Origin of the sequence: Rhizobacter sp. (genome assembly GCA_021153565.1) — a bacterium.
In the GTDB taxonomy this organism is placed as follows: Bacteria; Pseudomonadota; Gammaproteobacteria; order Burkholderiales; family Burkholderiaceae_C; genus Albitalea.
Genome location: JAJKJU010000241.1, coordinates 1 through 25150 on the forward strand (window position 1 = coordinate 1; position 25150 = coordinate 25150).

The 25150-nt window shown below is 62.8% G+C and carries 25 protein-coding genes and 1 pseudogene; 16 read left to right on the forward strand and 10 right to left on the reverse strand.

Annotated elements, in window-relative coordinates:
- Positions 1 to 306: 306 nt before the first annotated feature.
- On the reverse strand, positions 307 to 555 hold the full coding sequence (locus AC30NL_RS15530; protein ID WP_489464903.1) for a hypothetical protein: 249 nt from the start codon (positions 553 to 555) through the stop codon (positions 307 to 309).
- A 251-nt stretch (positions 556 to 806) separates the two neighbouring features.
- Here AC30NL_RS15530 and hutU point away from each other — a divergent pair, with 251 nt between their 5' ends.
- From hutU to hutI, 4 genes are read left to right on the forward strand one after another with little or no spacing between them, the layout of a single operon-like run.
- Entirely contained in the window at positions 807 to 2534 is a 1728-nt protein-coding gene (gene hutU / locus AC30NL_RS15535; protein WP_489464904.1) for a urocanate hydratase, read from the forward strand.
- Positions 2534 to 3139, forward strand: a complete 606-nt coding sequence (locus tag AC30NL_RS15540) for a HutD/Ves family protein (protein ID WP_489464905.1) — start codon at positions 2534 to 2536, stop codon at positions 3137 to 3139. Before hutU ends, AC30NL_RS15540 begins: the two co-directional genes overlap by 1 nt.
- Positions 3136 to 4539 (forward strand): formimidoylglutamate deiminase, encoded by a 1404-nt coding sequence (locus tag AC30NL_RS15545; RefSeq protein ID WP_489464906.1) that lies wholly within the window; start codon positions 3136 to 3138, stop codon positions 4537 to 4539. The genes AC30NL_RS15540 and AC30NL_RS15545 overlap by 4 nt, the downstream gene beginning before the upstream one ends.
- A 4-nt stretch (positions 4540 to 4543) precedes the next feature.
- The gene (gene hutI / locus AC30NL_RS15550; protein WP_489464907.1) at positions 4544 to 5764 is read left to right on the forward strand and encodes an imidazolonepropionase; all 1221 of its coding nucleotides are present in this window, start codon (positions 4544 to 4546) and stop codon (positions 5762 to 5764) included.
- On the opposite strand, the gene hutG is transcribed toward hutI, so the two are convergent.
- Entirely contained in the window at positions 5723 to 6517 is a 795-nt protein-coding gene (gene hutG, locus AC30NL_RS15555) for an N-formylglutamate deformylase (RefSeq protein WP_489464908.1), read from the reverse strand. The two genes, hutI and hutG, sit on opposite strands and share 42 nt — an antisense overlap.
- Before the next feature lie 368 nt (positions 6518 to 6885).
- On the opposite strand from hutG, the gene AC30NL_RS15560 reads away from it, so the two are divergent.
- The 5 genes from AC30NL_RS15560 (at position 6886) to AC30NL_RS15580 (ending at position 9672) form a co-directional block, all read left to right on the forward strand.
- A complete protein-coding gene (locus AC30NL_RS15560) occupies positions 6886 to 7428 on the forward strand; it encodes a cytochrome b (RefSeq protein ID WP_489464909.1) in 543 nt (180 codons plus the stop codon).
- 16 nt (positions 7429 to 7444) lie between these two features.
- On the forward strand, positions 7445 to 8023 hold the full coding sequence (locus AC30NL_RS15565) for a YceI family protein (protein ID WP_489464910.1): 579 nt from the start codon (positions 7445 to 7447) through the stop codon (positions 8021 to 8023).
- Between the two features lie 31 nt (positions 8024 to 8054).
- Entirely contained in the window at positions 8055 to 8624 is a 570-nt protein-coding gene (locus tag AC30NL_RS15570) for a YceI family protein (protein ID WP_489464911.1), read from the forward strand.
- 22 nt (positions 8625 to 8646) lie between these two features.
- Positions 8647 to 9219, forward strand: a complete 573-nt coding sequence (locus AC30NL_RS15575) for a YceI family protein (protein WP_489464912.1) — start codon at positions 8647 to 8649, stop codon at positions 9217 to 9219.
- Positions 9220 to 9423: 204 nt separating this feature from the next.
- Positions 9424 to 9672, forward strand: a complete 249-nt coding sequence (locus AC30NL_RS15580; protein ID WP_489464913.1) for a hypothetical protein — start codon at positions 9424 to 9426, stop codon at positions 9670 to 9672.
- A gap of 58 nt (positions 9673 to 9730) precedes the next feature.
- Here the strand turns inward: AC30NL_RS15580 and AC30NL_RS15585 are convergent, their stop codons facing one another.
- From AC30NL_RS15585 to AC30NL_RS15610, 6 genes are all read right to left on the reverse strand, one after another.
- Positions 9731 to 11104: a dihydrolipoamide acetyltransferase family protein gene (locus AC30NL_RS15585; protein WP_489464926.1), complete on the reverse strand. Its 1374-nt coding sequence runs from the start codon at positions 11102 to 11104 to the stop codon at positions 9731 to 9733.
- Positions 11104 to 12171, reverse strand: coding sequence for an alpha-ketoacid dehydrogenase subunit beta (locus AC30NL_RS15590; protein WP_489464927.1), 1068 nt, complete (start codon positions 12169 to 12171; stop codon positions 11104 to 11106). Before AC30NL_RS15590 ends, AC30NL_RS15585 begins: the two co-directional genes overlap by 1 nt.
- Before the next feature lie 2 nt (positions 12172 to 12173).
- On the reverse strand, positions 12174 to 13418 hold the full coding sequence (locus AC30NL_RS15595) for a 3-methyl-2-oxobutanoate dehydrogenase (2-methylpropanoyl-transferring) subunit alpha (protein WP_489464914.1): 1245 nt from the start codon (positions 13416 to 13418) through the stop codon (positions 12174 to 12176).
- Between the two features lie 348 nt (positions 13419 to 13766).
- A complete protein-coding gene (locus AC30NL_RS15600) occupies positions 13767 to 14309 on the reverse strand; it encodes a hypothetical protein (RefSeq protein ID WP_489464915.1) in 543 nt (180 codons plus the stop codon).
- 517 nt (positions 14310 to 14826) lie between these two features.
- Positions 14827 to 15213 (reverse strand): helix-turn-helix transcriptional regulator, encoded by a 387-nt coding sequence (locus AC30NL_RS15605; protein WP_489464916.1) that lies wholly within the window; start codon positions 15211 to 15213, stop codon positions 14827 to 14829.
- A gap of 74 nt (positions 15214 to 15287) precedes the next feature.
- Positions 15288 to 15674 carry a VOC family protein gene (locus AC30NL_RS15610; RefSeq protein WP_489464917.1) on the reverse strand — a complete coding sequence of 129 codons (387 nt, stop codon included), beginning with the start codon at positions 15672 to 15674 and terminating at the stop codon, positions 15288 to 15290.
- Between the two features lie 109 nt (positions 15675 to 15783).
- Here AC30NL_RS15610 and AC30NL_RS15615 point away from each other — a divergent pair, with 109 nt between their 5' ends.
- Complete coding sequence (locus AC30NL_RS15615) at positions 15784 to 16155, forward strand: XRE family transcriptional regulator (protein ID WP_489464918.1); 372 nt, start codon at positions 15784 to 15786, stop codon at positions 16153 to 16155.
- The gene (locus tag AC30NL_RS15620) at positions 16148 to 17389 is read left to right on the forward strand and encodes a type II toxin-antitoxin system HipA family toxin (RefSeq protein ID WP_489464919.1); all 1242 of its coding nucleotides are present in this window, start codon (positions 16148 to 16150) and stop codon (positions 17387 to 17389) included. Before AC30NL_RS15615 ends, AC30NL_RS15620 begins: the two co-directional genes overlap by 8 nt.
- Here AC30NL_RS15620 and glpK read toward each other — a convergent pair.
- The gene (gene glpK / locus AC30NL_RS15625; protein WP_489464920.1) at positions 17386 to 18888 is read right to left on the reverse strand and encodes a glycerol kinase GlpK; all 1503 of its coding nucleotides are present in this window, start codon (positions 18886 to 18888) and stop codon (positions 17386 to 17388) included. The genes AC30NL_RS15620 and glpK overlap by 4 nt on opposite strands.
- 14 nt (positions 18889 to 18902) lie before the next feature.
- Positions 18903 to 19670, reverse strand: coding sequence for a DeoR/GlpR family DNA-binding transcription regulator (locus AC30NL_RS15630; RefSeq protein WP_489464921.1), 768 nt, complete (start codon positions 19668 to 19670; stop codon positions 18903 to 18905).
- Positions 19671 to 19851: 181 nt separating this feature from the next.
- Between AC30NL_RS15630 and glpD the strand changes: the two genes are divergently transcribed.
- The 5 genes and pseudogenes from glpD to AC30NL_RS15655 all read left to right on the forward strand — a co-directional run.
- A complete protein-coding gene (gene glpD / locus AC30NL_RS15635; RefSeq protein WP_489464922.1) occupies positions 19852 to 21537 on the forward strand; it encodes a glycerol-3-phosphate dehydrogenase in 1686 nt (561 codons plus the stop codon).
- Positions 21528 to 22595 (forward strand): ABC transporter ATP-binding protein, encoded by a 1068-nt coding sequence (locus tag AC30NL_RS15640; RefSeq protein WP_489464923.1) that lies wholly within the window; start codon positions 21528 to 21530, stop codon positions 22593 to 22595. The genes glpD and AC30NL_RS15640 overlap by 10 nt, the downstream gene beginning before the upstream one ends.
- Before the next feature lies 1 nt (position 22596).
- Positions 22597 to 23676 (forward strand): ABC transporter ATP-binding protein, encoded by a 1080-nt coding sequence (locus AC30NL_RS15645; RefSeq protein WP_489464924.1) that lies wholly within the window; start codon positions 22597 to 22599, stop codon positions 23674 to 23676.
- Between the two features lie 193 nt (positions 23677 to 23869).
- Positions 23870 to 24685: pseudogene (locus AC30NL_RS15650) on the forward strand (carbohydrate ABC transporter permease); the annotation flags it as partial.
- 61 nt (positions 24686 to 24746) lie between these two features.
- Positions 24747 to 25150, forward strand: a 404-nt coding sequence (locus tag AC30NL_RS15655) for a carbohydrate ABC transporter permease (protein WP_489464925.1), incomplete at its 3' end; no start/stop codon positions are given.

Consider the following 25150-nt stretch of genomic DNA (forward strand, 5'->3'; position numbering starts at 1 on the left):
CAAACTCTCATGACCTCAACTTCTCGAACCGCCCGGTGCGGGCCCGCATGCCGGGTGGTGTGGGAGGGGCCCGATCAGCGATGATCGGCCCCTATCCCGATGGCGCCCTTCCACTTGATGTTCAAGGAGAAGGCGGTGCGCATGCTTTTAGGATTTGGCCCGAAACAATTTCCCGTTTTGGGGGCGCAGGGCGGGCGCGCTGCGGCGTTGCTTCACGTGTGTGGCTCGCCACACGGCGCTCGGAGTGCCTTGCATCGCATCCCGCCCAGCGCCCCCCAAAACGGGAACTTATTCCGGGCCAAATCCTTACTGAATGCCGGCTTGTTGCTCATGGCGGTCCGCCGCTGCGCGCAGGTCGGCGGCAAAGCTTGGCTGGGAGCTGTATTGGTTGGCCATGCTGCGCAGGCGGGCAGCGGCTTCTGCCGGGCTCTCCGCACTGGGGCGCATCCAGGATGCAAGCGCGGCAACTGCGCTGGCGACGCTGCGGCCAATGGGTTGCGCAAAGCGGGGAGCGACGGTGCGAAGGGAGAACTGAAGAGTGACGGTATTGCTCATGATCGATTCCTCGAATTACGGGAAAACCCTATGAGCGCAGTTTAGGGTTAACCCTGAATGCATGGCAATGACGGATTTGGCAAGTAGCCATGCTTTTTGTGCATAGATCTAAACTCCCCCGGGCCCCGGGATCTCCGCGCAGCATGTCGGAACTTGACGGCGCTCACGACTTCACGCATGCTGCCGCTAAAGTGGTCTAGACCACTTCATCTTATCCAAGAATTTTCGAGAAGACTCCCGCGAGGACTCGCATGCATTCCAATGACCTGAACCAGATCGCCAGCACCGCCATAGACGCCCGAAGTGCGCCCGGCCGTGTCGTACGCGCACCGCAGGGCACGACGCTCAATTGCAAGTCGTGGCTCACCGAAGCGGCATTCCGCATGATCCAGAACAACCTCGATCCCGGCGTTGCCGAGCGCCCCGAGGACCTGGTCGTTTACGGTGGCATCGGCCGCGCCGCCCGCGACTGGGCGTCGTTCGACAAAATCCTCGAGTGCCTGAGGGTTCTTGAAAGCGATGAGTCGCTGTTGATTCAATCGGGCAAACCGGTGGGCGTGTTCAAAACCCACCCCGACGCACCGCGCGTGCTGCTTGCCAACTCGAACCTCGTGCCAAAGTGGGCCACCTGGGAGCATTTCAACGAACTCGATCGCCGCGGCCTGTTCATGTACGGCCAGATGACCGCCGGTTCGTGGATCTACATCGGCACGCAAGGCATCGTGCAGGGCACCTACGAGACCTTCGCCGAAGCCGGACGTCAGCACTATGGCGGCGATCTGGCGGGGCGCTGGATTCTCACCGCGGGCCTCGGCGGCATGGGTGGCGCGCAGCCGCTGGCTGCCACATTCGCGGGAGCGGTGTCGCTCAACATCGAGTGCCAGCAGTCGAGCATCGACTTCCGCTTGCGCACGCGCTATCTCGACAAGCAGGCCAAGGATCTCGAAGACGCACTCGCATTGATCGCGCATCACACGAGCCGTCGCGAAGCGATCTCTATCGGCCTGCTGGGCAATGCCGCAGAGATTCTTCCCGAGCTCGTCCGCCGCGCGAAAGCCGGTGGGGCCAAACCCGACATCGTGACCGACCAGACCTCGGCCCACGATCTCATCAATGGCTACCTGCCTTTGGGATGGAGCGTGGAGCAATGGCGCGCAGCCCAGCGCGATACGTCGCAGCATGAGCGGCTTCAGCAGGCGGCTGCGCAATCGTGCGCCGTGCATGTGCAGGCCATGCTCGACTTCCATGGAATGGGCGTGCCGACGGTCGACTACGGCAACAACATCCGCCAAGTTGCTTTTGACCAGGGCGTGAAGAACGCGTTTGCCTTTCCCGGGTTCGTGCCCGCCTATATCCGCCCGCTGTTTTGCGAAGGCAAAGGGCCGTTCCGGTGGGTCGCGCTGTCGGGCGATCCGTCGGACATTCGCAAGACTGACGCCAAGCTCAAGGAGCTCTTCCCGAACAATCACCACGTGCATCGCTGGCTCGACATGGCGGCGGAGCGCATCGCGTTCCAAGGGTTGCCTTCGCGTATCTGCTGGCTCGGGCTTGGCGAGCGGCACCTCGCGGGTCTCGCCTTCAACGAGATGGTGAAGAGCGGTGAACTGAAGGCGCCGATCGTGATCGGTCGCGATCACCTCGACACCGGCTCGGTGGCGAGCCCCAACCGCGAGACCGAGGCGATGAAGGACGGCACGGACGCGGTGTCCGACTGGCCGCTGCTGAACGCGCTGCTCAACGTGGCGGGCGGTGCGACATGGGTGTCCATCCACCACGGTGGCGGCGTCGGCATGGGGTACTCGCAGCACTCGGGCATGGTCATCGTCGCCGACGGCACGGATGAAGCGGCCAAGCGTCTGGCGCGAGTGCTCGTGAACGACAGCGGATCGGGCGTGATGCGGCACGCCGATGCGGGGTACGACCTCGCCGTCAAGACGGCGCATGTGCAGGGGCTGAACCTGCCGATGATCGGTCGTTGATGCCCGTGTCGCCAACGATCATTGACTTGCGCGAGACGACTGTCCAGCCCTGGAAGAACGGCGCGGGCCTCACGCGCGAGATTGCTGTGGGGCCGGTCGATGCAAACTTCGCCGACTTCGACTGGCGCATCAGCGTGGCAGAGATCGCCCGCGATGCGCCCTTTTCGGCTTTCCCCGGTATCGATCGGTGCATCGTGCTGTTGCAAGGACGCGGCATGCAGCTAAGGTCCGAAGATGGCGCCATCGACATGAGGCTGAACACGCCCTTCGAGCCGTTCCGCTTTGCAGGCGAGGTGCCCATGGGGGCCGCACTGATCGACGGTGGCTGTATCGACTTCAACGTCATGGTTCGCAGATCGAAATGGCGCGCCGATGTCACTGAGGACTTGGGCGCAGGCAACATCGAGCTCGCTCCGGCGTCGTTCGTGTACTGCGCGCGGGGCGAGGTGACGATCGACGCTGACGCAATGCCGACAACAATCCTCCGAGAAGGCCAGGGTGCACTTTGGCGTTGCGGAGCACCGTCACGCAAGGCCTGCGCGCAAACCGCCGACACGCGACTTCTCCTTGTGCAATTGCATGAGCTCTGCCGGGATGCAGCATGAGCACAACGCAACGCATTGACACGGCCCGAGCGCTACTTGCGCCGCACGCCTTGCTCCCACAGGGCTGGGCGAATGATGTCTTGCTGGTGTGGGATACGGCCGGAAGCTTGATCAGCGTGACGCCGAATGCCGCCGGCATCGCGGGAATTCCACGTGCGCCCGGTTGCGTCGTGCCTGGCATGCCAAACCTGCATTCACACGCCTTCCAGCGCGCCTTCGCCGGCCTTACCGAATACCGCCGCGAAGTGGGTGCGTCGGCCGACGACAGCTTCTGGACGTGGCGCGAGCACATGTACCGCTTTGCTTGCGCACTCAGTCCGCAGTCTCTCGAAGACATCGCCACGCACCTCTACATCGAGATGCTGCGAGCCGGCTACACGTCGGTGTGCGAGTTCCACTACGTGCACCATGACACGCACGGTCGGCCCTACGCGGAGCCTGCGCAAATGGCGCTCGGCATCGTCGCCGCAGCCAAGCGCGCGGGCATCGGGCTCACGCTGCTGCCCGTGCTCTATCAAGCCAGCGGGTTCGGTGCCAGGCCGCCGGTGCTGGGGCAGCGCCGGTTCATCAACGATGTCGACGATTTACTGCGCATCGTCGAGCGTGTGCATGCGAGCGATGCGACGGTCGGCGTCGCACCGCACTCGCTGCGCGCCGTGCCGCCCCAGGCGTTGAACGAAGTGGTCCAGGGCCTGCATGCCATGGACCCGCGCGCCCCGGTTCACATTCACATCGCCGAACAGCAGCGCGAGGTCGACGATTGCATTGCCTGGAGTCGCGCGCGGCCGGTGCAATGGTTGCTCGATCACGCCGACGTCGACGAGCGTTGGTGCCTGGTACATGCGACGCATGTTGACGAAGCGGAGTTGACCGCCATGGCAAAAAGCGGCGCGGTCGCGGGGCTGTGTCCGAGCACAGAAGCCAATCTCGGCGACGGCGTGTTTCCCGCGTCGCGCTACCTCGAGGCCGGCGGCGCCTGGGGCATCGGCTCGGACAGCCACGCCACCGTTGATGCGGCAGAGGAATTGCGCCTGCTCGAATACACCCAACGGCTGGCCAGCCAGAAGCGCAATGTTCTTGCATCTTCCACGCGACCCGTCGTGGCAGAGCGTCTTTGGCTCGACGCAGTCGCCGGTGGCGCGCGTGCGAGCGCGCGGCCGATCGCCGGATTCGCGCCCGGCCAGCGTGCAGATTTCGCGGTCTTGTCCCACGAGGTCGCGAACGGCCTGACGGCCTCGCAAGCACTATCGAGTCACATCTTCGCGAGCCATCCTGACACCGCACCGCGCGAAGTGTGGGTTGGCGGAAAGTGCCGCGTGCGCGACGGCCAGCATGCCTTGCAAGCCGACTCGCGCCGGGCATTCCTTGCAGCTCGCAAGCAACTGCTGGACGAGGCATGACCGCATGAACGCACCTGTCGACCTTCTGATCACGGACGTGCGCATCGTCTCGTGCACCGACGATGCCTGCCCCGTCTCGCCGTCCAGCTTCGTCGCCGTCAAGGCGGGTCGTGTGGAGGCTGTCGGCCCGATGGATCGGCTCCCAGCCACGCTGGCCGCTGCGTCCGAGTGCGACGGCCAAGGCGCGCTTCTCACGCCCGGCCTCGTCGATTGCCATACCCACTTGGTCTACGCAGGCGACCGCGCACGCGAGTTCGAACTGCGATTGCAGGGCGCGAGCTACGAAGAGATTGCGCGAGCCGGCGGCGGGATTCGGTCCACGGTCCGGCTCACTCGCGAGGCCGACCCAACGAGCCTTTTCGAACAATCTGCCAAGCGCCTGCAAAGTCTCATGCGCCACGGCGTCACGACGGTCGAGATCAAGTCAGGCTACGGGCTGTCGCTCGAACATGAGTTGAAGTGTCTGCAGGTCGCCCGCCACTTCGGCGAGCGTTTCCCCATCAACGTTCGCACGAGCCTGCTGGCCGCTCACGCATTGCCGCCCGAGTTCGAAGGGCGCGCCGAAGAATACGTCGACGAGATCGTGCACCGCATCATTCCCGAGGCGGCACGATCAGGCCTCGCCGATGCCGTGGATGCCTTTTGCGAGACCATCGGCTTCAGCCCTGCGCAGACGCGACGCGTGTTCGAGGCGGCGCGAGCGCACAAGCTGCCGGTCAAGCTCCACGCAGAGCAGTTGTCCAACCAGCAAGGTGCGGCCCTCGCGGCGGAATTCGGCGGACTCTCTGCGGACCATCTTGAACACATCGACGAAGCCGGTGTTCAAGCGATGGCGCGCGCCGGGACGGTGGCCGTGATGCTGCCAGGCGCCTTCTACTTCCTGCGCGACACGCGCGTGCCGCCCATCGACCTCTTCCGCAAGCACCGTGTGCCCATGGCGATCGCGACGGACTGCAACCCCGGCACCAGCCCGACCACGCATCTGCCCTTGATGATGAACATGGCCTGTACGCTGTTCCGCATGACCCCGTCCGAGGCACTGCTCGGCGTCACCCGCCATGCGGCGCAAGCACTGGGCTTGCAGGCAACTCACGGAAGCATCGAAGTCGGCAGGCAGGCCGACTTGTGCCTCTGGAACATCGACCACCCGGCCGAACTGTCGTATGCGATCGGCGCGACCCCTCTACGCCGCCGCTTTCACAACGGCATCGAGCATGCGATGTAGAAATGGCTGCACGCGTGTCGCCAAGTCGGGCCGATAGGCAAACGGTGCGGTCTCGTCCATGTACGTTGGCAGGCACATCTCCATCTGGAGCGCGTGAACGCCGTCTTCCGGACGGCCGTGGTACCGGGTGATGTAGCCGCCCTTGAATCGCCCATTCGTCACGTGGGTGAAGACGCTTTGCGCATCGAGCACAGATTCGGCTGCCGCTTGCACGTCGGGTGCGCAGGAGCTTCCGTCGGCGGTGCCGAGGTTGAGATCGGGCAACCGGCCTTCGAAAAATCGCGGCAGCACACTCGCAATCGAATGCGCGTCCCACAGTACCGCATGGCCGTGCGCTGCGCGAAGCCGCGCCAGCTCCGATGCCAGCGCCTCGTGGTACGGGCGCCAGTACAGATCGCGCCGCTCGGCGATCTCTGCTTCGTCAGGCTCTTCGCCCGGCAGGTAAATCGCCTCCTTGCGAAAGGTGTCGATCGGCACAAGCCCCGTCGTGTCCTGCCCAGGGTACAGGTTGATGTCCTCGGGCGGTCGATTCAGGTCGATCACGTAGCGCGAATAACGCGGCACCAGCGTACTCGCACCCATTTCGCGCACGAAGGCATAGAGTTGCGGCAAGTGCCAGTCGGTATCTGCAAGAAGCAGTGCGGCCGGCGTCATGTGCCGCGCCATACTGGACGGAATGTCGGTTCCCACATGAGGGAACGAAACGAGCAGCGGTATGGTGCCGGGTGTCAGTACACAGGCTTCGAATGCCATGATGGAAGTGGTCTAGACAGCTTGGACCTCGAGTGTAGACCGGTGGCATACGAATAGCTTGCATCGTCACTTCCGGGTCGAATCAAGACGGAACTCAAAATCGATCTGCCGTATCCGAGGCATTACGCGGTGAAGTTGACGCCACGCCTATCGCAATTGAAGGCGCAGGACCGAAGACATCCGAGCGGGAGCCTGAAATGTTTGATGTGGGTATTGACGTTTCGTGACAGTTCGGCTCTTCGTTCAAAAATTTGAATGCCTCCGACAAGCCGGATGAAATGCCCACACACGCCGTACACCTAAAGTGCGTCCGTCGTGCCCGTCAGACTCGTATGTCGCCAAGACCACTAAAGTTTCAACAACCCGCCATGACCGACTCCACACCATCGCGCTACACCGGCACTGCCATCGTGCTGCATTGGCTCCTCGGGCTCGGACTGGTGACCTCTTTCGCCCTGGGTCTGTACATGGCTGACCTGCCGCTTTCTCCGCAGCGGCTCAAGCTTTACAACTGGCACAAATGGGCGGGCGTGACCATCCTCGCTTTCTCGTTCGTGAGGCTCGCCTGGCGCCTCATGCACAAGCCGCCGGCCGATCTGCCGATGTCGCCCGTGCAACGCGGCGCGGCCCATGCGGCGCACAACGTGTTGTACGTGCTGTTCTTTGCCGTGCCCTTGGTCGGCTGGGCCTACAGCTCAGCGGCGGGTTTCCCGATCGTGGCCTTCGGCGTGCTTCCCCTCCCGGATTTCGTGCCGGTCGACAAGGCCTTGGCCCAAGCCATCAAGCCTTGGCACGAGCGGCTTGCATGGCTGATGGCCATCGTCGTCCTCGCCCACGTCGCTGCGGCGCTCAAGCATCACTTCATCGACCGCGACAACATCCTGTCGCGCATGTGGCTCCAGAAGCAATGAAGAGAGAACAGACCGAATGAAAACCTCCACCAAGACCTATTTCGCGACCGTCGCATTGGCCCTGCTCGCATCGACCGCAATGCCAGCCTGCGCGCAGCAAAAGCTTCTGCCCGCGCAAAGCGAGATCAGCTTCACCAGCAAGCAGATGGGCGTGCCCGTCGACGGCAAGTTCAAGAAGTTCGACGCGCAAGTGGCCTTCGATCCGAAGAAGCCCGACGCCGCCAAGATCGCGCTGACCATCGATCTCGCGAGCGCCTCGCTCGGCGCGGCCGAGACAGAAGCCGAGCTCGCCAAGCCCGACTGGTTTTCGATCAAGCAGTTTCCTCAGGCGACCTTTGAGTCGACCAGCGTGAAGGCGCTGGGCGGTGGCAAGTTCGATGTGGCAGGCAAGCTCAACATCAAGGGTTCCAGTCGCGATGTCATCGTGCCGGTGGCGCTTGCGCAGGCCGGCACCAACACCACGGCCTCCGGCGCATTCACCATCAAGCGGCTCGACTTTCGCATCGGCGACGGCGACTGGAAAGACACGTCCATGGTCGCAAACGATGTGCAAGTGAAATTCAAGTTGTCCCTCACGGGCGTTCCCACGCTCTGATTCTTTCCACCTCCACCATCCTTACCAAGCCATGAAGAAAGCCCTCCTCGCCCTTGCCGTCCTTTCCCTGGCCGGCATCGCCCAGGCAGAAACCGCGACCTATGCGATCGATCCGACGCACACTTTCGTGACCTTCGAAGCCAAGCACTTCAACACCTCGACGCTGCGCGGCCGCTTCGACAAAAAGGAAGGCACGGTTGCCTTCGACCGCGCGGCCAAGGTCGGCAAGGCCGAGATCACGCTCGACACCTCGTCGATCAGCACGGGTGTTCCCGCGCTCGACACTCACCTGAAGGGCAAGGACTTCTTCGATGCCGCCCAAGCGCCGAGCGTCAAGTTCGTGAGCGACAAATTCAACTTCGAAGGTGACAAAGTCTCCGGCGTCGCAGGCCAATTGACGATGCTCGGCAAGACCGTGCCGGTCACGCTCAAAGCCACCAACTTCAACTGCTACAACAACCCTCTGCTCAAGCGCGAGGTATGCGGCGGAGACTTCGAAACCACGATTGCGCGCACCCAGTGGGGCATGGACTACGGCCTGCAATACGGGCTGCCCGACAACATTCGCCTGCTGATCCAGGTGGAAGCGGTCAAGCAGTAAGTAATTCGACGGAGGTGCTGCGATGAATGTCCTTCGATCGGTTCTTTTCGCAGCCTCCTGCATGCCCGCCTTCTCGGCGAATGCGGAGCCGGTGACTTACACGATCGATGCGTCCCACACCAAGGTGTATTGGGAAACGCGGCACTTCGGCACCTCCACACATCGCGGCCGCTTCGACACGGTCGAGGGCAGCATCGTCCTGGACCGCGACAAGGCCAACGGCGAGGTGTCCGTCAGCATCGCCACCGGCTCGGTGTCAAGCGGCGTGCCAGCACTTGACAACGTGCTGCGCGGCGGCCGCTTTCTCTCGACCGATGCCTATCCAACAGCCTACTTCATCGCGAAGCAGTTGCACTTCGACGGCGATCACCTGAACTCCCTGCGCGGCGAGTTCACGCTGCGCGGCGTATCCAAACCCTTGTCGCTGAACGCCTCCAACTTCGCCTGCCGCGTTGACGCAATGCGCAATCGCGAGGTGTGCGGCGGCGACTTCGAGGCCGACATCTTGCGCAGCGACTACGGCAGCACCTTTGGCCTGCCCTTCGTCGGGGACAAGGTGCGACTGCTGATTTCCATCGAGGGCGTACGCCAGTAGCGAGGCAGAGGCTGAGAGTATTTCGGTCACGCCCGCTCATCACGCCAAAGCCCCATGCTCGTCGTTGCAAATGCTCGCCATGGCCAAGCCATGGCTGCGCTTTGCGCGGACTTTCACTTGGGCGTAGGGAATTCCCCGCTCCGCGAATAAGGGGCCCTCATCTGCGGCATTCCCTTTTTTCTTCGAAGTCGAACAATGGTCCTCATGCGCAGCCACCCACACATCTTTGCTTGGGACGAAGAGCCTGCCGAAGAGCGCCCCAGTGAGTTCACGCACACCACGGGCTACTCCGTGCTCTCCGGCTACCACGTGCCGAGCGAACTCAATGCCCGTGTCGCACGCCGTCGCAGCGGCTCAGGCTTCGGCTTCAAGGGCCTCGTGATCGCCATCGTGGTGTTTCTGGGGCTGAGCGCAGTGGCAATCCACGAACTCGCAAAATTGCTCCGCTCCTGATCTGCATTCCTTGACGCCAACGGGACGCTTGTGCGTCGCCTTCGCACTTCATCCGCTCCTATTCAACGAACAAGGTCGTGGGTACTTCCAGCAGCGAGCGGATCGCCTGCACGAACTTCGCGGCATCAATGCCATCGACCACTCGGTGATCGAAGGACGAGGACAGGTTCATCAACTGTCGTGGAACGATGGTGCCGTTGCGGTATACCGGCCGTTCAACGATGCGGTTCACGCCCACGATCGCAACTTCGGGATGGTTGATGACCGGCGTTGACGCGATGCCGCCCAAGGCTCCGAGGCTTGTGATCGTGAGGGTCGACCCCGTCAGCTCGTCGCGCGTGACCTTGCCGGCGCGCGCTGCGTCGGCGAGCCGCGAGACTTCGGATGCGCAGGACCACAGGTCGCGAGTTTCCGCATGCCTGAGAACCGGCACCATCAATCCCGCCGCCGTCTGCGTCGCGACGCCGATGTGCACGGCGCCGTGGCGCGTCACGATCCCGGCCTCATCATCGAAGCGCGCGTTGATCTGCGGGCAATCGCGCAAGGCGATCACCGCGGCGCGGACGAGGAAGGGCAGCAGGGTGAGCTTGCCGCGCTGGGCACCGAACCTGATGTTCAGTTGTGAGCGCAGGATTTCGACATCGGTGACGTCGACCTCCTCGACATAGGTGAAGTGCGGGATGCGTCGCTTGGACTCCTGCATCTTCTGCGCGATCTTGCGCCGCACACCGATCACCGGGATTTGCTGTTCGTCGTTCCGTTCGGCGTAGTTCGGGGTCGTGGTGATGGTGACGACGCCTTCATCCTGCCGCTCTCCTGCCAGTGCCCGAGACGGGGTTGAAGAGCCGTGTTTGGCGACGTGAGCTTCAAGATCGCCGTGCATGATGCGGCCGCCGAGGCCTGTGGCCTTGACGGACTGAAGGTCGATGCCAAGTTCCCACGCGCGGCGGCGCACCGAGGGAGTGGCGATGGGGCGGTCGCTTCGTTGAATCTCCGATACGTGCATCACAGGCTCCTCCAAGGAGCCTCCGGTCGAAACGCGTCTCGTCTGAGACGGCGCAGCACTCGCGGCCTCGGGCCGGACTCCCTCGCCCCTCTGGGGAGACTGGGGGGAGGGTTGGGGTGAGGGGCGAGCCGCAGACATGGCACCCACCTTCGTCGCCCGTTCCACCGCGCCAGCCTCAGCGGTCTCTGCCACCTCGATGCGAATCAACTCCGAGCCCACCGCAAGTACCTGCCCCACGTCGCCGCCCAACGCCAACACAGTCCCTTTCACCGGCGACGGAACCTCCACATTCGCCTTGTCCGTCATGACATCTGCAAGTACTTGGTCTTCATCGACTACATCGCCCGGCTTCACATGCCACGCGACGAGTTCGACTTCTGCAATGCCTTCGCCGATGTCCGGCATCTTGATGGTGTGAATGCCCATCATGCCTCCATCGCGCGCTTCAAGGCTTGGCCGACTCGCTCGGGACCGGGAAAGTACGCCCACTCCAACGCATGCGGATACGGCGTGTCCCACCCCGCTACGCGCTCGATCGGGGCTTCCAGGTGATAGAAGCAATGCTCCTGCACCAGTGACACCAACTCCGCCCCGAAGCCGCTCGTGCGCGTCGCCTCGTGCACGACCACGCATCGGCCAGTCTTCTTCACCGACTCGACCACGGTCGTCAAGTCCAGTGGCCAAAGCGTGCGCAGGTCGATGATCTCGGCATCGATGCCAGTTTCGCTGGCCGCTGCCTCCGACACAAACACCATCGTTCCGTACGTCAGCACCGTCATATCCTTTCCCGGCCGAAACACCGACGCCGAGTCCAGTGGCACCGTGTAGTACCCCTCGGGCACTTCGCCCAGCGGATGCTTGGACCACGGCACGATCGGTCTGTCGTGATGCCCGTCGAAAGGTCCGTTGTACAGCCGCTTCGGTTCCAGAAAGACCACGGGATCGTCGTTCTCGATCGAGGCGATCAGCAGCCCCTTCGCATCGATCGGGTTCGATGGCATCACCGTTCGAATGCCGCAGACATGCGTGAACAGCGCCTCCGGGCTCTGGCTGTGCGTCTGTCCACCGTAGATGCCGCCGCCGCAGGGCATGCGGATGGTGAGAGGCGCGGTGAAGTCGCCTGCGGAGCGATAGCGCAGCCGCGCCGCTTCGGACACGATCTGATCGGACGCAGGATAGAAGTAGTCCGCGAACTGGATCTCGACCACCGGACGCAGCCCGTACGCCGCCATGCCGACGGCGGCGCCCACGATGCCCCCTTCGGAGATGGGCGCATCGAAGACACGCGATTTGCCGAACTTGGCCTGCAGCCCTTCGGTGCAGCGAAATACGCCGCCGAAGTAGCCTACGTCCTGGCCGAAAACCACGACGTTCGCATCGCGTTCGAGCATGACGTCCATTGCTGAACGAAGCGCCTGAATCATCGTCATCGGCGACTTCTTCACGTCGCTGATGTCCTGCTCGATCGCGCTCGTTTTGGCCTTCTTGAGCATGTTCATGCCCCCGCCTGTTGGGCTTGTCGATATTGATCCTGCAAGTGCGCAGGCATTTCCTTGAAGACGTCCTCGAACATTGTCGAGAGCGGCGGGATTTGCCCGTCCAGCAAGCTGCCGTAGCGTTCTGCCTCCTTTTGAGCGGCCAGCACCTGCGCTTCGAGTTCGGCCTGCGCGTCCTCGTGCTCCTTCTGCGTCCACGCGCCGATGCCGATGAGGTGGTTCTTGAGCCGCATGATCGGGTCGCCAAGGGGGAAGCGCACCCAGTCGTCGGCGGGCCGGTACTTGGACGGATCGTCCGAAGTCGAGTGCGCACCGGCGCGATACGTCACCCATTCGATCAGCGTCGGCCCGAGGTTGCTGCGCGCACGCTCGGCTGCCCAGCGCGAGGCCGCGAGCACGGCGAGAAAGTCGTTGCCGTCCACGCGCAGCGAGGCGATGCCGCAGCCCACGCCGCGTGCAGCAAACGTTGTCGCTTCACCGCCCGCGATCGCTTGGAAAGTCGAGATCGCCCACTGGTTGTTGACCACGTTCAGGATCACCGGGGCGCGGTACACGTGGGCGAAGGTGAGGGCCGTGTGGAAGTCAGATTCGGCGGTGGCGCCGTCGCCGATCCATGCCGACGCGATCTTCGTGTCGCCCTTGATGGCCGACGCCATCGCCCAACCCACCGCCTGGATGAACTGTGTGGCGAGGTTGCCGCTGATGCTGAAGAAGCCGGCGCGCTTGACGGAGTACATCACCGGAAGCTGCCGGCCCTTGAGCGCATCGTGCTCGTTCGACATCAACTGGCAGATCATGTCGACCATCGACACGTCTTCGCGCGCGAGCAAGAGACCTTGTTGGCGGTAGGTCGGAAAACTCATGTCGCCGTGCTGCAGCGCGAGGGCGTGCCCCGTCGCAATTGCCTCTTCGCCCAGGCACTGAATGTAGAACGAGATCTTCTTCTGCCGCTGCGCAATCAGCATGCGCGCGTCGAAGATGCGGGTCTTCATCATCGCGCGCAGGCCGCGGCGCAGGAGTTGCGGATCGGCGTGCGGGTCCCATGGACCAATGGCGCCATGCGCTTCGTCGAGCACGCGAATCAGCGTGTGGGCGAGGTCGCTGGTGTCGGCGGGCGCCGCGTCGACCGGGGGTCGGCGCACGTCGCCCGCACGGGCGAGCTTGAGGTAGGAAAAATCGGTCTGACAACCCGGTCGCCCGGTGGGTTCCGGCACGTGCAGACGCAACGGTTCGTGCTGGCTCATCGCAATGCTCCACGCTCATGTCGAATGCGCACGTCCCCTTCGCTGCGGATGGCAGCGGGGACCTGAAAGCGAGGCCCAAGGCACGGGGTCGCCGCGGCGCGTGGCCTGCAAAGAACAGCGTAGCGGATTTTCCGCGAGGGGGTGATGAGAAGTTTTCCGGGAAAGCTGCGCGGCCACTCAGCCTCTCAGTCGAGGAAGGAACTGCTCAAGAATTCAAAAGACGTCAGAGGTTGCCATCCGTTTCTCGCAATGAGAAATGAACGGCCACCCAGAGCAAGTTCAGATCGAGATACTTCGGCTTATCTGTCCAAGCAAGCCGAAGTCAATTGCACAAGCAATTGGAAATAGTCAGGGAGCATCGGCTGCCTTGGGAGCAACCACCGGCGCTACTGATTGGGCTTTGTAAGCTCCGGGTTCTATGCCGGAAGACACAGGAACCGTACCGCCGGAACAATTGATGTTGCCTGCGTTGTAACGTCCATACTTCAAGGTGAAGTTAGCATTTGTTGGAGTGCCGAGGTAGTGAGCCACTTGGACGGTATACCACCCGGAGTTGGGCGCACTTGCAATCTTAACGAGGGGCCGCAAAGAGCCACCTCCATCATCGTCGCGATAGACCGAACCGTTCGGTGCGATGACTGTCAGCTCGGAATCAAATGTTGTGGTTGTGACGAAGAAGCGTACACATTCACCAGCGCCCGCATAAAGCTCGGCAGTCCATGGTCGTGCGTTCGAACCGACGTCGGCGAGGGATCCGTACAGGTCAACAGACACACCATCAAGAACGGTCGTGGTAGAGACGGTTGGGGCGTACAAGTTGGTTGCATTGGCGTGAAATGCAATTGCGCTCAACACTGACACTGCAGAAATTGCGAGAAGTTTTGATTTCATTGTTCACCTGAAAATGGAGAGCTTACGAATTGGCCCGAAAAGGATCTTTCTGGCCACTTGCCATCTGCCCAGCGCCTGACACCGTCTCCCCGATATGGGAAGGCAACATGAGGACGGCGAGCCCATATTGATTGCCAGTGAGAGCTCGCAATCAAATTCCATTGAGATCAGCTACTGCCAGCGCACCGGGAAATAGCCGTACGCGACAACCAGAAGAAAAGGACGAGACGCAACTGAGAAGCACGACGCGTTGACATCGGCAAGGGGAGGAAGTGCTGGCATGCACCATGCGACATATCGCAGATGTGCCTGCGATATGTTGAAGCTCAGCGTGGTTGCCGAGCAGACGGGTACTGCTTCTGCAGTTACTCGCATCCTCTCCCTTGAGTGGTCTGGATTCTCACCATCGCGCACACGGTGTAAACCTGCAAGTACTTACAGTTTGACTATGTCAGTCCAATGGTGAGCCGATTTTGGCGGAGCATTTGGCTTTACGCTGGTCCTTTGTCAGCGACGATCAGTTGATGAGATTCCGACCCAATGCTTCGAGCCAATCGCGCGTGGCACGGTCCGGGCCGACGGGCGGCCCATAGACCGCGAGGCTTTTAGCGGCCGCCCGTGCGGCCCTCGGCAGGATCGCGAGGATCTTCGACAAGGCGTCGTCCGCATGGAACGCCAGTGCCGCGTCAAGGCGCGGCTGCGCGACGCGCACCGAGGCCACGAGGGCGCCGGCTTCGTCCTTTGTGAACATTAGCGGCGGGAGGTCGTACTCTGGCCGCATGCGGTAGCCCACACCCGCCTCGCCTTCGATGGGCACGCCCTGAGACTGCAGGTCGGCCACGTCGCGGTACACCGTTCGCGCTGACACCTCCAGCCGCTCGGCCAGGAGCTCGGCGGTCGACAAGCCCGGCCGCGAATGAGTTGCACAAGCTGGAAGAGGCGGTCAGCACGGCGCAGGATGTCTCTGCACTCGATCGACTACATCGCGGTGCACAGCTCGACGAGCGTCCCATCGGGGCATCGCACATAGGCCACGGTCTGTCCCCAGGGCTTGTTGACGGGCGATGCCATCGCCTGCGCCCCTGCCTGCACGGCACGGTCGAAAGCGGCTTGAACGTCGTCGGTGACGAGGCCGACTTCCATGCCCAGTGGGCTGCCGCTCGCGCCGGCGGCGAGATAGTCACAGCCGAGGTTGCTGCGGGCCACCTCGTGTTGGGCGAAGGCGAGCGCGGTGGTGCCCGTCGCGAGCTCTCCATAGCCGCCGGATTCATGCAGGAAGCGACGCGAGAGCCCGAATGCGCGCTCGAAGAAATCGAGCGACGCCGCCACGTCGCTGACGTAGACGATGGTGTAGCCGAAATGCATCGTGAAGCCTCCGTGAATGATGGCTGGTCATCCTACGACAGGGCATGATTGACTGCGTTCTGAATAACATAAACTTGACCAATCAGCCAACTTATATAACATTTATGTTATGCCAAAGACGACGCCAGCTCTAGTCTCTTTACCGCCCATCGCAGTAGAAGCGCTGCGACGTCTGGGCGAAAACCTTGCCATCGCACGAGTGCGCCGCAAGGAATCGCAGCGTGCCTGGGCGCAGCGGCTGGGCGTTTCAGCACCGACCTTGATTCGCATGGAGCAGGGAGACCCGGGCGTGAGCGCGGGCATCTATGCAACTGCTTTGTGGTTGATGGGGCGCGTTCAAGCCTTGCCCGAGCTGGCCGATCCCAACAATGACCGTGGGGCATTGGAAATGGACGTTCGTGAAGCGATGAAGCGCCGAGCCGTTCGTTCCGCTGCGTCCGTCAATGCGCGATTGCGCGACAAGAAAGTCGGCGATGAGTAAGGCAAATGCAGCCTATCGGCCGACTGACCAGCTCCACCTGTGGTGGCTGGCGCAGCCAAGTGCGCCGATCTACATCGGGCAACTCAACACGGCTCGAACCCAGCGCGGAGTCTCCCTGCGGTATGACGCCAGCTGGCTCGCGAGAGGGTTCGCCCTGAGTGAAGACCTCCCCCTCATCGACCAGGAATTCCTGCCTCGCGAGAAGGACACTGCTGCGGGTGCGGTCGATGATGCGAGGCCCGACCGGTGGGGCGAGCGCGTGATTCGATTCGTCGACAAGCCCTCCCGCCTGTCGCTGCTCGAATACCTGTACTTCGCAGGCGACGATCGCTTCGGTGCATTGGGTGTGTCGACATCGCCCGAAACCTACTCTGCGCGACGGTTCGGACCCATGCCGTCATTGGAAAATGTGGCCGCGATTGATGAACTGGTGAAGAAGGTGCTCGCCAACGAGCCGATTCCCGAAGCTCAAAAACGACTGATCGCCCCAGGCGGGACGATGGGCGGCGCGCGACCGAAAGCACTGATTGCCATCGACGGTCATCAATGGGTCGTGAAGTTTTCCGATGGCGACTCGACCGATACACCCTTGGTCGAGCACGCATCCATGACGCTCGCCGCGCGGGCGCGAATACGGGTGGCGCCAACGCAGGCGCTTCGGCTTCATGACGGGCACGCGGTGGCCGTCAAGCGCTTCGACCGCGTGGGCGATCAACGCCTGCATGCGATCACGGCGAACGTCGCGTTGAAAGCAGCCGGCGAGCAGATCGGATATCCCGAGCTCGCCCAGCTTTTGCGCCGCCGCGGAATCCCCGCGAACGGAACGAACATGGCGCACATGCGCGAGCTGTTTCGTCGCATGGTGTTCAACATCCTCATCGACAACACCGACGACCACGAGAAGAATCACGCATTGCTCATGGACGACGCGCAACAGTTCGCGCTGTCACCGGCTTATGACGTGCTGCCTTCGGGGCAGGCCTTGGGTTATCAACAGATGCGTGTGGGCGCCAACGAGGCCGATTCGACGCTCGAAAATGCAATGTCGATGTGTGCTTCGTTCATGTTGAGCAAGGCTGAAGCGCGCGAGGAAATTGCGACAGTTGCGAAGGTCGTTGCGAATTGGAAGGGGCACTTTGTGACGAGCGGCGTGAGTGAGCGTGACCTCGATCTGCTGGCGCAGCAGATTGATCGGTCCTTCTTGGCGGATCAGCGCGCCGCATACGTTTCTTAGATCGCGACTGTCTGCCTCACCGCGCGCTCCCACCGATGCATCAACTCCTGCGCACGATCCCTCGGCATCGTTGGGTGAAAGCGGCGCTCGACCTTCCATTGCGCGGTGAGTTCATCGAGGTTGGGGTACATCCCGCAGCTCAGGCCGGCGAGGTAGGCGGCCCCGAGGGCGGTCGTCTCGATCACTTGCGGTCGCACGACGGGAATGCCAAGCAGGTCCGCCTGGAATTGCATCAGGAGGTTGTTGACGCAGGCGCCGCCGTCGACGCGCAGCTCGCTCACCGGCGAGCCGCCTGCTGCGACCGCGTCACGGCTCATCGCCGTCAGCAATGCCGCGCTCTGGAACGCGATGCTTTCCAGTGCCGCACGGGCGATGTGCGCGACCGTGCTGCCCCGCGTGAGACCGACGATCGCGCCTCGCGCATCCGCATTCCAGTAGGGCGCGCCGAGGCCGGTGAAGGCCGGGACGAACATCACGCCGCCGCTGTCCGGCACAGTCTCGGCGAGGTTTTGCACTTCGCCGCTGCCCTTGATCGCATGCAGCCCGTCGCGCAACCACTGCACCACGGCGCCGGCGATGAACACGCTGCCCTCCAGGGCGAACTCGGGCGTTGTCGTGGGCTGCGCGGCACTCGTGGTAATCAACCCGTTGGTCGATGTCTGGAACCGTGAACCGGTGTGCATCAGCATGAAGCACCCGGTGCCGTAGGTGTTCTTCGCGAGGCCGGCCTGGAAGCAGGCCTGGCCGAAGAGGGCGCTTTGCTGGTCACCGGCCACGCCGCCGATGGGAATCGATGCGCCGAGCAAGTCGGCACGCGTGTTCCCGTAGACATGGCTGGAGGGGTGCACCGCAGGCAACACCTCGCGCGGGATGTCGAGGACCTTGAGCAGCTCCTCATCCCAACCGTTGTCGCGCACGTTCAAGAGCAAGGTGCGTGACGCGTTGCTCACGTCTGTCGCATGCACCTCGCCGCCGGTCAGGTGCCACACGAGCCACGAGTCGATCGTGCCGAAAGCGAGTTCTCCCCGCATGGCGGCGTCGCGAACTCCGCGCACGTTGTCGAAGATCCACTTGAGCTTCGTGCCCGAGAAGTACGCGTCGATGATGAGGCCGGTCTTCTCGCGGAAGAGTCCTTCGAGGCCGCGCTCGCGCAAGGCCGCGCAAGCAGGCTCGGCGCGCCGGTCCTGCCAGACGATGGCGTTGTGAATCGGCTCGCCCGTCTTGCGGTTCCACACAACCGTGGTTTCGCGCTGGTTGGTGATGCCAATGGACGCGACCTCGCTCGCGCCGATACCGGCTTTTGCGAGCGCCTCTTTCGCGGTGGCAAGTTGCGAGTCCCAGATCTCCTTCGGATCGTGCTCGACCCAGCCGGGCTGCGGATAGATCTGGCGAAACTCGCGCTGCGCCATCGCGACAATGCGGCCCTGCCGGTCGAACACGATGCTGCGCGAGCTGGAGGTGCCCTGGTCGAGGGCGAGGAGGTAGTTCTTGCCTGTCATGGAAGACATCCGGTCTACGAATCGCTGATGGTCAATTGGACGCCTGCCTCGGTCAGTAACGCCGGAAACGGCGCAGGCGGGTGGGCGTCGGTGAACAACTTGTCGATCTGGCTCAGCCGCGCCAGCTCCACCATCGCCGGCCGGTTGAACTTGCTGTGGTCTGCCGCAAGCCAGACCTCGCGCGAGTGTTCGATGATGGCCCGGGCGACATTCACTTCGCGGTAGTCGAAATCGCGCAGCGTTCCGTCGGCTTCGATGCCCGAGATCCCGATGAGCCCGATGTCGACCTTGAACTGCTTGATGAAGTCGACCGTGACTTCACCAACGATGCCGCGGTCGCGCGAGCGGACCACGCCGCCGGCGACGATGACCTCGCAATCGGGGTTGTCCGAAAGAATCGCCGCCACGTTCAGGTTGTTCGTGATGACCCGCAAACCCTTGTGATGCAGCAACTCGCGCGCGATCGCCTCGGTGGTCGTGCCGATGTTGATGATGAGCGAACAGCCATGGGGCACCGCCTTCGCGACGCGTTTGGCGATACGCAGCTTGCCGCTTTCGTTGAGCTGCTGCCTCTGCCGGTAGGCGATGTTTTCGACCGTCGAGCTGGGCGGCCGCACGCCGCCGTGAAAACGCGCAAGAAGGCCGGCATCCGAAAGCAATTTGACGTCGCGGCGCACCGTTTGCAGCGTCACTCCGAACTGCTCCGACAGGGCTTCGACTGACATCGCGCCACGAGCGCGCACCTCATCCAAGAGCAAGGATTGGCGCGGGTTCGGTGTCATTCGGGCGGCATTGTTGACAGTGTGTATGTGCCCGCAGCGTAGCGAGTGAGTACGGGAAATCCATGGTGGATTGCGAGCTTGCATTTGGTTCGTTCGTGCGATAAAACGAAAATGAAGAACCTAAAACGAACAAAAACGAACACCGCACGATATTCGTTTCTTTCGGCCAGGAGACTCCTTTTTGAATCAGCTCAATGGCTGGCCGCTCAACGCGCCTTCTGCGAGTGGCACGGACGCCATCCGCAGAACGGTCGCGCCGTCTTCGTCCGTCCCGGGCCCTGGCCCCGGCAACCGCCCCGCAGGAAGCCGCGGCGATGCATTCGATGTCCTTGTTGTGGGCGGCGGGATCAACGGCGCGGGCATCGCGCGCGATCTGTCCGGCCGCGGACTGTTGGTACTGCTTTGCGAAAAGGACGACCTGGCGCAGCACACCTCGTCGTCGTCGACAAAGATGATTCACGGGGGCATCCGCTATCTCGAGTACTACGAGTTCTCGCTGGTACGCAAGGCGCTGGCCGAACGCGAGGTGCTGCTCAAGAGCGCTCCGCACATCATCCATCCGCTTCGCCTCGTGATGCCGCATGACCCGAGCATGCGGCCGGTGTGGATGATGCGCATTGGCCTTTTCCTCTACGACCATCTCGCGCGCCGCGAGGTCTTGCCTGCGTCGGCCACCATCGATCTTCGCGAGGGCGAAATCGGCGAGCCGCTCAAGCCGAAGTACAGCAAAGGCTTCGCCTACTCCGATGGGTGGGTCGACGACGCGCGCCTCGTGGTGCTGAACGCCGTCGACGCCGTGGAGCGCGGCGCGGAGGTCCTGACGCGCTGGCGTTGCGTCGATGCGAAACGCGCGGCGGACGGCTGGCATGCCACGCTTGAAAGTGCCGATGGCCAGCACCGCTCGATCACGGCCCGCGCACTCGTGAATGCCGCCGGCCCCTGGGCTGCGCAGTTCCTGCGTGAGCACGCGCATGTCATCGATTCGAAATCGCTGCGGCTCGTCAAGGGCAGTCACATCGTCGTGCGAAAGCTTTTTGATCACGATCACGCCTACGTGCTGCAAAGCCCCGATCGCCGCATCATCTTCGTCATCCCCTACGAAGGGGACTTCACGCTCATTGGCACGACCGACATCGAGCAGCGCGGCGCGGTCGGTCAGGCCCGCATCGACGAGAGCGAGATTGCGTACTTGTGCGAGCAGGCGAGCCGCTACATGAAAAAGGCGATCACGCCGGCTGATGTTGTGTGGAGCTATGCGGGTGTCCGCCCCTTGCTCGAAGACGAGTCCATCGATGCGTCGGCCGTGACGCGCGACTACCAGCTCGACTTCGACACGCAGTCGGCGCCGCTGCTGACCGTGTGGGGCGGGAAGATGACCACCTTCCGCAAGCTGTCGGAAGAAGCCGCCGACATGCTCGCCGCGCCGCTGGGCGCTACGCGCGGCGCATGGACACGCGGCGCATTCCTTCCGGGCGGCGATCTGAGCAGCTGGATTGGAGCCGCTCGGCGACCCGACACCGACATCGCCCGCTTCGAGCAGATGCTGTCCTTGCGCCACCCCGAGCTGACCCCGATGCTGTGCCGGCGACTGTCTCGCGCCTACGGCTCGCGCGTCGAGGTGCTGCTGCGCGACGGGCTCGGCGCCGAAGTGGCACCAGGCCTCTTCGAGGCCGAACTGAACTACCTGCACGACCACGAATGGGCGCGCAGCGCCGACGATGTGCTGTGGAGACGCAGCAAGCTCGGCCTGCACCTGACGGTCGAGCAGCGCAGCGCTGTCGCGCAGTGGTGCACATCGAATTGGGAACCCATCGCCGCGCAGATGGCAGGCGCGAACAAGGCGCGTTCGGAGACGACATGGAACTGATGCTTGAACGCATCGAAAAGCAGGTTGGCGCCCAGACCCACCTCTATCCGCTCGACCTCACATTGGTGCCGCGTGCAGTGACGGTGCTGCTGGGCGCCACACAGGCCGGCAAGACCTCGCTGATGCGCGTGATGGCCGGGCTCGATGCCCCCTCCAAAGGCCGCGTGCTGGCCGACGGCCAGGACGTGACGGGCAAGCCGGTGCGTGATCGCAACGTGTCCATGGTGTATCAGCAGTTCATCAACTACCCGTCGATGACGGTGGCGGACAACATCGCGTCGCCCTTGAAGTTGCGTGGCGAAAAAGGCATTGCACAACGCGTGAGCGAGCTCGCGGCGAAGCTGCACATCGAGCCTTTCCTGATGCGCCTGCCAGCCGAGTTGTCGGGTGGTCAGCAGCAGCGCGTGGCGCTCGCGCGTGCACTGGCGAAGAAGGCGCCTTTGATGCTGCTCGACGAGCCGCTGGTGAACCTTGATTACAAGCTGCGCGAAGAGTTGCGCGAGGAGCTGTCACAGTTGTTTGCGACCGGCGAATCGACGGTGGTCTATGCCACCACCGAGCCGACCGAGGCCTTGCTGTTGGGCGGCTACACGGCAGTGCTGGATGCCGGCGAGTTGTTGCAGTACGGCCCCACGGCCGATGTGTTCCACAAGCCGAAGTCGATCCGCGTGGCCCGCGCTTTCAGCGATCCGCCGATGAACCTGCTGCCGGGCACGGCAGCGACCATTGGCGTGACCTTGCATGCGGGTGTCAATTTGTCGGTGCCACTGCCGTCGTCGAGCACACCAGTGCTGACCATCGGCGTTCGTGCGAGTGCGCTTCGTGTGCGCCAACGCGACGGTGATCTTGCCTTGCCCGGCAAGGTCGAACTCGCGGAAATTTCCGGTTCGGACACCTTCGTGCACGTAGAGACCGCGATCGGCGAACTCGTGGCGCAGCTCACCGGTGTTCATCAATTCATGCTGGGCGAGGCGATCAAGCTGTACCTCAATCCGTTGCAGGTCTACGTCTTCGACGCCGCCGGCAACTTGCTCGTTGCACCGCAGGAGGTGCGCTGACATGGCACGCATCGATCTCGACCTGGCTCACGCCTACAAGCCCAACCCCAAGCGCGAGGAAGACTACGCGCTGCTGCCACTCAAGATGAGATTCGATGACGGCGGTGCCTATGCGCTGCTCGGTCCCTCCGGCTGCGGCAAGACGACGATGCTCAACATCGTCTCCGGCCTCGTCACGCCCTCGCAGGGCACGGTGAAGTTCGACGGCGTCGATGTCACGAAGAAGACGCCGCAGGAACGCAACATTGCGCAGGTGTTCCAGTTCCCGGTGATCTACGACACGATGACGGTGGCAGAGAACCTCGCGTTCCCGCTGCGCAATCGCGGTGTTGCGGCCGACAAGATCAAGCAGCGTGTGGGTGTCATCGCCGAGATGCTCGAGATGAGCGCGCAGCTCAACATGCGCGCGGCGGGGCTGGCGGCCGATGCCAAGCAGAAGATCTCGCTCGGCCGCGGGCTGGTGCGCGAAGACGTGAGTGCGGTGCTTTTCGACGAGCCGCTGACGGTGATCGATCCGCACCTGAAGTGGCAACTGCGCCGCAAGCTCAAGCAGATTCATCACGAGCTGAAGCTCACGCTCGTCTACGTCACGCACGACCAAGTGGAGGCGCTGACTTTTGCCGACCAGGTGGTGGTGATGACGCGCGGACGGGCAGTGCAAGTGGGGTCGGCGTCCGACCTCTTCGAGCGTCCGCAGCACACCTTCGTCGGCAATTTCATCGGTTCGCCCGGCATGAACTTCCTGCCGGCCAAAGTGCAAGGCGACGGAATCCTCGTCGGCGGGCATGTATTGCGCGGGCGTACGAATCCGGCTTTGGCTTGCGCAGGTGATTTCACGCTGGGGGTGCGGCCCGAATACGTGCAACTCGCACAACCGGGGCAGGCCGATTCGTTGCCCGCCAAGGTGCGGAAGGCGCAGGACATTGGCACGTACTGGCTGCTCACGGCGACCAGCGGCGACATGGTGATTCGGGCGCGGCTCAGTCCTGAAGCGAAGAAGCCGGCCATGGGCGACGACGTGTGGCTCAACGTGTTGGGAAGCCACACTTGCTTTTACAAGTATGAGGAGTTGATCGCGTGAGTACGTTTGCCCTCACCCCAGCCCTCTCCCAGAGGGAGAGGGAGCAGTTCAGTGGACTCGTGCCATCACGTCATTTGCATTCCTTCCCCTTCTGGGAGCAGTTCAGCGGACTCGTGCCATCACTTCATCTGCATTCCTCCCTCTCCCTCTGGGAGAGGGCTGGGGTGAGGGCGCCGGCTGCGGAGTCAAACCGATGAAGCCCATCAATCAAAAGGCCTGGTTCCTGATCCTCCCTGTCATCCTGTGCGTCGCCTTTTCGGCCATCCTTCCCTTGATGACGGTCGTGAACTATTCGGTGCAGGACATCATCTCGCCCGAACGCCGCGTCTTCGTCGGCACCGAGTGGTTCAAGGCCGTGATGCGCGACGACGACCTGCAAGGTGCACTGCTGCGGCAGATCACCTTCTCCTTCGCGGTGCTTCTGGTCGAGATTCCGCTGGGCATCATGCTTGCGCTGTCGATGCCGGCCAAAGGCTGGCAAGCGTCCGCTGTGCTCGTGGTCGTGGCGATTTCGCTGCTGATTCCCTGGAACGTCGTCGGCACCATCTGGCAGATTTACGGCCGCACGGACATCGGCCTCATGGGCGCGGCATTCGCGAAGCTCGGCTTCAACTACAGCTACACCGGCAACGCGACACACGCGTGGTTCACGGTGCTGCTGATGGATGTGTGGCACTGGACACCGCTCGTCGCTTTGCTTTGCTACGCCGGCCTGCGAGCCATCCCTGATGCCTACTACCAGGCCGCGCGCATCGACGGCGCCAGCAAGTTCGCAGTTTTTCGCTTCATTCAACTGCCCAAGCTGCGAGGTGTGCTGATGATCGCCGTGCTGCTGAGGTTCATGGACAGCTTCATGATCTACACCGAGCCCTTCGTGCTGACGGGAGGCGGGCCGGGCAACTCGACGACCTTCCTGTCGCAATACCTCACGCAAAAGGCGGTCGGCCAGTTCGACCTCGGGCCTGCCGCGGCTTTCTCGCTGATCTACTTCCTCATCATCCTGCTGCTGTGATTCATCCTCTACAACTGGATGCAGCGCGTGGGCACGGTTTCCGAAGGCGAGGTGTCCAATGGATGACCGTCGATTCAAGAAGCGCACGCTCCTGCTGATCGCCTACCTCGTCTTCGCGGTGCTGCCCGTCTACTGGATGGTCAACATGTCGTTCAAGACGAACGAGGAGATCACCGCGGCGTTCAGCCTGTGGCCGCACCACTTCACGTGGGGCAACTACAGGACGATCTTCACCGACGAGTCCTGGTATTCGGGCTACGTCAACTCGCTGATCTACGTCGCCATCAACGTCGTCATCTCGCTGGTCGTCGCGCTGCCGGCCGCGTATGCGTTCTCGCGCTACTCGTTCCTCGGCGACAAGCACGTGTTCTTCTGGCTGCTGACGAACCGCATGACGCCCCCGGCGGTGTTCCTGCTGCCGTTCTTCCAGCTCTACACGACGCTGGGCCTGATGGACACCCA

Bases quoted from the DNA above. Each gene is read 5' to 3' on its own strand.
- AC30NL_RS15575 (WP_489464912.1), top strand. From the start codon at position 8,647: ATGAATGTCCTTCGATCGGTTCTTTTCGCAGCCTCCTGCATGCCCGCC.
- AC30NL_RS15600 (WP_489464915.1), bottom strand. From the start codon at position 14,309: ATGAAATCAAAACTTCTCGCAATTTCTGCAGTGTCAGTGTTGAGCGCA.
- AC30NL_RS15570 (WP_489464911.1), top strand. From the start codon at position 8,055: ATGAAGAAAGCCCTCCTCGCCCTTGCCGTCCTTTCCCTGGCCGGCATC.
- AC30NL_RS15585 (WP_489464926.1), bottom strand. From the start codon at position 11,104: ATGGGCATTCACACCATCAAGATGCCGGACATCGGCGAAGGCATTGCA.
- AC30NL_RS15540 (WP_489464905.1), top strand. From the start codon at position 2,534: ATGCCCGTGTCGCCAACGATCATTGACTTGCGCGAGACGACTGTCCAG.
- AC30NL_RS15620 (WP_489464919.1), top strand. From the start codon at position 16,148: ATGAGTAAGGCAAATGCAGCCTATCGGCCGACTGACCAGCTCCACCTG.
- AC30NL_RS15530 (WP_489464903.1), bottom strand. From the start codon at position 555: ATGAGCAATACCGTCACTCTTCAGTTCTCCCTTCGCACCGTCGCTCCC.
- AC30NL_RS15595 (WP_489464914.1), bottom strand. From the start codon at position 13,418: ATGAGCCAGCACGAACCGTTGCGTCTGCACGTGCCGGAACCCACCGGG.
- hutI (WP_489464907.1), top strand. From the start codon at position 4,544: ATGAACGCACCTGTCGACCTTCTGATCACGGACGTGCGCATCGTCTCG.
- AC30NL_RS15630 (WP_489464921.1), bottom strand. From the start codon at position 19,670: ATGACACCGAACCCGCGCCAATCCTTGCTCTTGGATGAGGTGCGCGCT.
- AC30NL_RS15560 (WP_489464909.1), top strand. From the start codon at position 6,886: ATGACCGACTCCACACCATCGCGCTACACCGGCACTGCCATCGTGCTG.
- AC30NL_RS15545 (WP_489464906.1), top strand. From the start codon at position 3,136: ATGAGCACAACGCAACGCATTGACACGGCCCGAGCGCTACTTGCGCCG.
- AC30NL_RS15615 (WP_489464918.1), top strand. From the start codon at position 15,784: ATGCCAAAGACGACGCCAGCTCTAGTCTCTTTACCGCCCATCGCAGTA.
- AC30NL_RS15565 (WP_489464910.1), top strand. From the start codon at position 7,445: ATGAAAACCTCCACCAAGACCTATTTCGCGACCGTCGCATTGGCCCTG.
- AC30NL_RS15590 (WP_489464927.1), bottom strand. From the start codon at position 12,171: ATGCTCAAGAAGGCCAAAACGAGCGCGATCGAGCAGGACATCAGCGAC.
- AC30NL_RS15640 (WP_489464923.1), top strand. From the start codon at position 21,528: ATGGAACTGATGCTTGAACGCATCGAAAAGCAGGTTGGCGCCCAGACC.
- AC30NL_RS15645 (WP_489464924.1), top strand. From the start codon at position 22,597: ATGGCACGCATCGATCTCGACCTGGCTCACGCCTACAAGCCCAACCCC.
- glpK (WP_489464920.1), bottom strand. From the start codon at position 18,888: ATGACAGGCAAGAACTACCTCCTCGCCCTCGACCAGGGCACCTCCAGC.
- hutG (WP_489464908.1), bottom strand. From the start codon at position 6,517: ATGGCATTCGAAGCCTGTGTACTGACACCCGGCACCATACCGCTGCTC.
- AC30NL_RS15580 (WP_489464913.1), top strand. From the start codon at position 9,424: ATGCGCAGCCACCCACACATCTTTGCTTGGGACGAAGAGCCTGCCGAA.
- AC30NL_RS15610 (WP_489464917.1), bottom strand. From the start codon at position 15,674: ATGCATTTCGGCTACACCATCGTCTACGTCAGCGACGTGGCGGCGTCG.
- hutU (WP_489464904.1), top strand. From the start codon at position 807: ATGCATTCCAATGACCTGAACCAGATCGCCAGCACCGCCATAGACGCC.